The organism is Desulfotomaculum sp., from assembly GCF_982386235.1.
The window spans coordinates 81,221-88,096 of the sequence record NZ_CEVWQM010000017.1 but is presented as its reverse complement, the minus strand read 5'-3'; the positions used below and the strand labels follow the sequence as shown (position 1 = coordinate 88,096).

Annotated in this window: 7 protein-coding genes; all 7 read right to left on the bottom strand. The window is 38.8% G+C overall.

From position 1 onward, the window contains the following. Positions 1–122: 122 nt before the first annotated feature. Positions 123–626, bottom strand: a complete 504-nt coding sequence (locus AC1U9Z_RS11480) for an aminoglycoside 6-adenylyltransferase (RefSeq protein WP_479957480.1) — start codon at positions 624–626, stop codon at positions 123–125. Positions 627–681: 55 nt separating this feature from the next. Beyond that, positions 682–1,323 (bottom strand): flavodoxin family protein, encoded by a 642-nt coding sequence (locus AC1U9Z_RS11475; protein ID WP_479957481.1) that lies wholly within the window; start codon positions 1,321–1,323, stop codon positions 682–684. 442 nt (positions 1,324–1,765) lie between these two features. Then, on the bottom strand, positions 1,766–2,035 hold the full coding sequence (locus tag AC1U9Z_RS11470; protein ID WP_333530514.1) for a hypothetical protein: 270 nt from the start codon (positions 2,033–2,035) through the stop codon (positions 1,766–1,768). Continuing rightward, positions 2,028–2,807, bottom strand: coding sequence for an IS21-like element helper ATPase IstB (gene istB, locus AC1U9Z_RS11465; RefSeq protein WP_479957479.1), 780 nt, complete (start codon positions 2,805–2,807; stop codon positions 2,028–2,030). Before istB ends, AC1U9Z_RS11470 begins: the two co-directional genes overlap by 8 nt. Continuing rightward, complete coding sequence (istA, locus tag AC1U9Z_RS11460) at positions 2,804–4,273, bottom strand: IS21 family transposase (protein WP_479957478.1); 1,470 nt, start codon at positions 4,271–4,273, stop codon at positions 2,804–2,806. The genes istB and istA overlap by 4 nt, the downstream gene beginning before the upstream one ends. Before the next feature lie 127 nt (positions 4,274–4,400). Continuing rightward, the gene (locus AC1U9Z_RS11455; protein WP_479957477.1) at positions 4,401–6,098 is read right to left on the bottom strand and encodes a sensor histidine kinase; all 1,698 of its coding nucleotides are present in this window, start codon (positions 6,096–6,098) and stop codon (positions 4,401–4,403) included. Beyond that, the gene (locus AC1U9Z_RS11450; protein ID WP_479957476.1) at positions 6,098–6,778 is read right to left on the bottom strand and encodes a response regulator transcription factor; all 681 of its coding nucleotides are present in this window, start codon (positions 6,776–6,778) and stop codon (positions 6,098–6,100) included. Before AC1U9Z_RS11450 ends, AC1U9Z_RS11455 begins: the two co-directional genes overlap by 1 nt. Between the last annotated feature and the right edge of the window lie 98 nt (positions 6,779–6,876).

Sequence of the window (6,876 nt, the reverse complement as noted above, 5' to 3'; positions counted from 1 at the left end):
ATTACCTATATCATTGGACAATTTGACGGCTTCTTCTTTAAACTCTTTGTCATAAACTCGCATCTGGATATCCTCCTTGTATATTAGGAATTATTTCCAGTTTTACGAGTTTTCTGACTTAACTAAAATGATACTACTCCAACATTTATGCCAAATAGAATTGCATTTAGTAGGTTATTGAATACAAATTCAACATTCTCTGCCGTCTGTCTTTCTACTTTACAACCTTGCAAAGCCCGTAGTGATTTTCGAAGTCTACCATTTTTATCACAGAGACACATCGAATTGATATCTGGAAAGTACCCCACACTTGCAAAGGATTCGATAATTGTCATCTCACTACGAGGTAAAAAATGAAATTCACCCCGGATCAAGTTAGTAAATATCACCACTTCTGAGCCATACTCATTAAAAAAATGAGTATATATTGGATATGCAGATGAAATCCACTTTTCAGTATCAAATTCTTCATAGTAAATATCATCCACAAAAATATAAAATTCTATATCTGAAAATCTATCTCCCGAACTCTGGGTAAAAGAACCATACATCAATATAGAATCGATTCTTTCATCTTTTATCCCTTTATCTCGTATCATTGAAATCATTTCTTCTTGTTTTAGCATACTTTCTTTTCTCTCCTTAAATTTCGATATTTCTTTTTAAAGAGAATTTGTCATATCAAAAACATAGAGGTATGTCAGCATTACATGAGCTTAATGTTTTTTCTATTTCTTTTCTTAACATTAATGTCTTTGCAAGCTTCTTTCCTGCTTTTGCTGCTTGCTCTAATATTCTTTCGTCATTTAAGGCATCTCCTGGCTTAAATAACCCTAAAGCTTTAACTGTATCTATTATCCTGTAACCTAAAGCCTCTAATGATTTTGCCATCGTTTCGGCAGTATGTCCCATATCTGCTTCTGAATATTGTTCGCATACAGCTATAACAACCGCATATTTACCCCCAAGCACCTCATTGATTCCCATCCAGACAGAACGATCATCTTCTGCAAATACTTCAAAACAATAACACCTGTCAATGAAGGCTTTTACATAAGCTGATACATTGTAAAAATATGTAGGGGAACCTATTATAACGGCATCTGCTTCAAGCAGCCGTGGATATATTTTCTGCATATCATCATTAATAACGCATTTATAAGTATTTTTGCAACCTTCACAACCAGTACAATCTGCTATAGTATAATCGCCAAGAAAAATCACCTCCGTTTCGATGCCTCCCTCTCCAGCTGTTTCTATAGCCTTTTGAACAAGTAATGAAGTATTTCCATTTTTTCTTTTGCTGCCGACAATCCCTAAGATTTTAATAATACCTCCCCCTTTTCTACTTTTCTTTCCCGACTGCTATTGAATATGTTGGGTAAGCATACCATAACGACTCGCTTACCACAAGACTCCGCAGCCAGCAACGGCGCGCGCAGGCAAAACTCCGTTCTGTGCTTTTCCAAAAATTAAAACCCTAACCCTTAATAAAAAAGGTATTGTCTCTTAAAATTACACAAAAGACAATACCCTTTGCTTTGTTTAAATAAATTCTCTCAAATCCTTAGTAACTTGCGATTGTCAAGAAAAAACTGAGCCAGTCGCCAGAAAAAAGTTGAGCCACTAACGCCAGGAAAAATGTGATCCATTATGGTGGAAACGCTGGAAAAAAACTGAGCCACTTTAGACTATAAGGTAGCCTGTGGAAGCATTCGATAGTTCTGATGTTTTGCTCCACAGGCTACCTCATATTCTATGAAGGTTATTCACACTCAAATATTTCTCTGAGTTTTTGATAGGCGGGATAGTCATCAAAGGATTCGTAAATGTCACTGTGAATATCCTCGTATGGCTTGGGATCACCGGGAGGGGTAAGGTCATTTACTTCCCGCCTTAGTTCGAGTACCATAGCCTCAAGGTTTTTGCTGTACTCTAGAATGGCCTTAATCAGTTCAAGGTTTTCCATTTCCTTGATGGATTGTAGGGAATCATCATCGTACATTGACTCGTTAGTGACAATAACTCTATTCATGTTTCTTAACCTCTTTTCCATTTAATAATGTCTGCTCTAGCCGATAGGAATCGGAATCCTCCATATTCATATTGAGAATATGAGAGCGGAAGGTGATCCTGTCAATTAAAGCAGCAACCATCATTTCATTTTCAAAAAGGTCAGTCCATCTGGAAAACTCCAAATTGGTTGTTACAATGATGCTGGCCCTCTCAGAACGCTCTGATATTACTTGAAATAGCATCTCCGATTGATGCCTGTTGTAGGTCAGATAAGAGAGTTCGTCGATAATCAGCAATTCCACTTTTGAAAGGCTTTTCTCAAGCTTTGATAACCGATGGAATTGCACAGCTTCGGCAAGCTCATTTGCAAGGTTAACGGCGGTGTAAAACTTTACATTAAACCCGGCATAACAAGCCTTTATGCCAAGCCCTGTGGACAAATGAGTTTTGCCAGAACCGGGAGTGCCTATCATTACGATGTTTTGTCTATTTTTGATAAAGTCACAAGAAGCAAGTTCGTGGATATATGCTTCAGAAACATGCTCCAGCCTTGAAAAGTTAAATTCATCGAGGGTTTTCATTACGGGGAAGCTTGCTTTTTTAATCCTTCGGCGTTGCCCAGCTTCCTGCCTTTGAGAGAGTTCCAGTTTCATTAGTTCACACAGGAATTTATCATAGCCATCGCCTGGGCAAAGTTGTCTTACGATATTCTCGTATCTTGAAAACGAAGGGGTTCTAAGCTGTTTTGCATATAGCTTTATGGTTTCGTTTAGTGGATTTAAGACGCTCACACCGCAGCACCCCCCATTAGAAGAGAGTCATATTTTCCAATCTGCGGTTTAGCTACTTTGACTTCTATCTTTGGTTGTATTTTGGTTGGCTGATTAACCGGTATCAAATATGCATGGATCTGTGCGGTGGATATTTCAGAACCTTGTAGTTGCTTGATAGCTGTCATCAAACGTTCTTCACCAAAGTCAACATACATCCGCAAGAGCTTTACCATCTCCCGAGGGCCAGATAGCTTTTTGCCTATCTCCATTAATTCCGCCGAGATGGTACTCCTTACGGGTTTTGCATTAAATACGCTGCGAGGGCGTTGTTCTATCAAATCGATGTAGTGCTCAAGCCTGTATTTGGTTTCCCCTCTTTGATAACACCGAGGGTACCGTGCTATTTCTGAGTTATGATGCAAGATACTGATCTCATTGCCGTACCCTTTGATGGTTACATCTTTATCAGCATACTTGACTGGTACTGAATAGTGGTTGTAATCAAACTTGGTTGTGGAAAAGTAGTCCACTCTGACAATTATACTCTTACTGGAATCAAATTTAAACTTCGGTAGTGTTGCCATCATTGAAGTGGCAGCCTCGGCCATCGTACCGACGGTTTCTTCTTTACCCATTATCTTGTGTTCACGGTATTTTAAACACCGGCGTAATATTTCGGTATTCAGTTCCTCGATGGTTTCTACCCTTGGGATTGGAACAAATATATTTCGCCGTACCCAACCGACCAGCCCTTCGACCAGGCCCTTTTCATGGCCAGCAGCAATGTTGCAGAACTCCGTCTTAAAGGCATAATGGGCTGACAGGGCAGCGTACCTATCCTGTATCTTGGCATGTACTCCAAATCCCTCTTTAACTGCAACCTTTGCATTGTCAAATATCACCTTGTGGGGAGCACCGCCAAAGTATTCAAGCCCACTAACTTGTCCTTCTAGAAAGCTTTCTTCATTTTGTCGGTAAAATGCTTTGCAGAATATATCTGCACTGTAGCATTCCCGCATACACCACAGGTTAAGTTTAGTCTTTTTACCTGCAAGGTACACGGTTGCTTCTCCCCAGTCCACTTGTATTGCTTCGCCTGGATCATAGGAAAGGGGAATAAAGACTTTGGACTGCTTAGATCTGAACTTAGCCACAATCTCTCGGATTGTTGATTGACCACCAGTAAAACCTTTCTCGTCAACTAATCTGTCGTAAATCCGTTTTGCAGTGTGTTGCTGCTTTTTGATGTTTTCTATCTCGTCAGAGACTAGGCAGGATTTGATGAACTCTAGAATGTCGTCGGTTACAACAAATCTGCTGCGGCCACTGGTACCTTCCCTTTCCCAGGGCACATGTGAACCATCATAATATCGTTTAACTGTGTTTCTGGATACGCCAAGAATCGTTGCAATTTTTCGCTGTGAAAGGCCTTCGTGCTCGTGTAGGTAACGGATTCTTTCGTAAATATCCATCTCGATTGCCACTCCTTTTTACCTCCTGTATCAACAGATGTAACTTTCTGATAATACAGGTTTTTGGTTGAAAGTGGCTCATTTTTTTTCTGGCGTTTCCTTCAATTTTGGCTCACTTTTATTGTAGCGTTTATAGTAACTATCGAAATCTGAACCAGAATATAACACCATCTTCTTTATTTACAGCTCCGTAAGAAAAATTGTGTAGTTCCAAAATTGCACGGGAAATTGCTAATCCTAGACCCGAACCTTTTGTATGACTGCGTGATATATCTCCTTTTTTGAATGGTAACCATATTTCATCAATTTTATCTTCCGGTATGTGACTGCCACTATTATATATCTCCAGTGTATCGTTAAATATTCTTATATTTATTGAGCCTCCTTCGGGTGTGTTATCAATAGCATTAAAGAAAAAGTTATCAATCGCCCTTACTATTAAAGAGCGATCCGCCTTGATTAACGCTTTACCCTCCAAAGAAGTAGTAATTAATTTGTCTTCGCAAACCAGCTTGTAACGATCAATAATTTTTTTGCACACCTCACCAAGTGCTACATCTTCAAATTTAATTTGCAGTGAATCTGACTCTAATCTAGTTAATTCGAGCATCTTGTGGATTATTTTATCCATACGGTTTACATTCGCCTGGATATGATTAGCATAATGCTCTCTTTTCTCTGTATGGATATTTTCTTGTAAATTTTGGGCATATCCAGAGATAATGCTCAAAGGAGTTTTTAGATCATGAGCCAGAGCATTGGTCATTTCCTTGCGCTGGTTTTCAAGTTCCTCCTGTTGTTTGTAAGTTTTAAAAGTTTGCCTCGCAAGTATTAATGCTGCCATACTAAATGTTATTAGACAGGAAATCCAGACGAAGGCTAAGGTAGTAAAACACCGTTCCCCGATATTTATGTCACAACCGATTACCGTCCAAAGGTCAGCCTCTAGACTTTCGTCATCATTCACTCTAACCTCATTCTGATAAGGTACCACCAAATAGTAACGATAAGTTAACAACTCTACCCTTTGAAATAAACCTTCTAAGCCATTGAACTGATGAACGGCTTCTTTTAATTTGGACGGATCTACCACCATTTGGCGAAGTTCATTTCGTTTCTCACTGTTGGGATTTCCGTTATCTGGAAGGATGGCTCCGTGTTCAAAATAGGGTAAACCCCTTGTGTTTTCAAAACCGGAAAGATAGACAACGTCATCTGTATGGACGCCACCACTTGAACTTAGATCCCCTTTTTCATCAAATTTTTGGGCATACATGGCATTCACATTTATTTTTTCTGGAATGATCCTACCATTATCGACCCAGAAACCCTGTAAGTTTACCGTATACCCTGAAATGTCTCCTATCTTTTTCGGTTGTGGATTAGCGTATAAATATCCTTCAAGCTCCCTTCTTTCTTCTTTGCTAAACCAATCCTTTGGATTTAAATAGCCATATCCTGCATAATGTCTATTTCCTTCTTTATATTTTGTATAGCTGCACCGCCAATCGTTATTGGTATTAAAAAGAATTTCATAGTCACCCGTAAAAATTGCCACCTCAGAATCCATAAGGGTGAAAAAGGGACTCTCCTGTAATAACTCATTTTTTACCTTGGAAATATCTGTTATATGCTTGTTATTATCAAGATGATTTTGCAAAACACCCTCGACTCTATTATTGACTTGTAAGGCGTATGTCCGGAGTTCCATGCCGGCTGCTTGTCTTTCCTGGAATACTAAAAATACGCTGAAACCTATCATCAGCACTAAATAGGTTGCCAAAAATACACTCAAAGTACGTAGGTAAATTATGCTCTTTGCTTTATTCTTTTTCATTACTCCTCCTCCAGTTTATACCCTCTTTTAAATACAGTTTTGATTTGAGAAGAAGCACTGCCTAAAGCTTTACGCAGTTTTTTTATATGGTTGTCCACCACTCTGTCATTGCCATCAAAATCATATCCCCAAACCCTAACCAGTAGGCTGTCACGGCTCACCACTTGACCAAGATTGTCCATAAGAATCTTTAAAACAGCAAATTCTATTGGTGCCAGTATTATTTCCTCATCATTTACAAAAACCGTATAGCGATATGGGTCTAGTTTTATGCTACCTGCCGTCATTATTTCATTTCTTATCATACCTTTTGCACGCTTTAATAAAGCCGTTACTTTTGCATAAAGCTCTGCCAAAGAAAAAGGCTTCGTTAAATAGTCATCGCAGCCAAGCTGATACCCATGCAATCGATCTTCTTCATTGTGCCTTGCTGTAATAAATATGATCGGCACATCGCTAATTTTTCTAAGCTCCCTACAAATGGTAAATCCGTCAACCTCTGGTAGCATGACATCCAAAAGTACCAAATCATATTCGTTGTCAAAGCATTTTTGGCAACCTTCATTCCCCGTTTCCGCAGAACTTACAGCAAAAGCTCCACTGCTTTTCTCTATAAAATAATCTGTAATAATTTCTCTCATTTCCGCATCATCTTCGACTAAAAGAAGCTTAAAAACCATCCTTTGCACCTCCGAGTATAGATTAGCATACAAAAATATCTTTTTTATGTCCTCTTCTAGCAAACACTTTTTGTAATCATTGCTATTAAAAGTTCATG

Coding starts and splice junctions, on each gene's coding strand:
- AC1U9Z_RS11470 (WP_333530514.1), bottom strand. CDS start 2,035: ATGAATAGAGTTATTGTCACTAACGAGTCAATGTACGATGATGATTCC.
- AC1U9Z_RS11480 (WP_479957480.1), bottom strand. CDS start 626: ATGCTAAAACAAGAAGAAATGATTTCAATGATACGAGATAAAGGGATA.
- AC1U9Z_RS11455 (WP_479957477.1), bottom strand. CDS start 6,098: ATGAAAAAGAATAAAGCAAAGAGCATAATTTACCTACGTACTTTGAGT.
- AC1U9Z_RS11450 (WP_479957476.1), bottom strand. CDS start 6,778: ATGGTTTTTAAGCTTCTTTTAGTCGAAGATGATGCGGAAATGAGAGAA.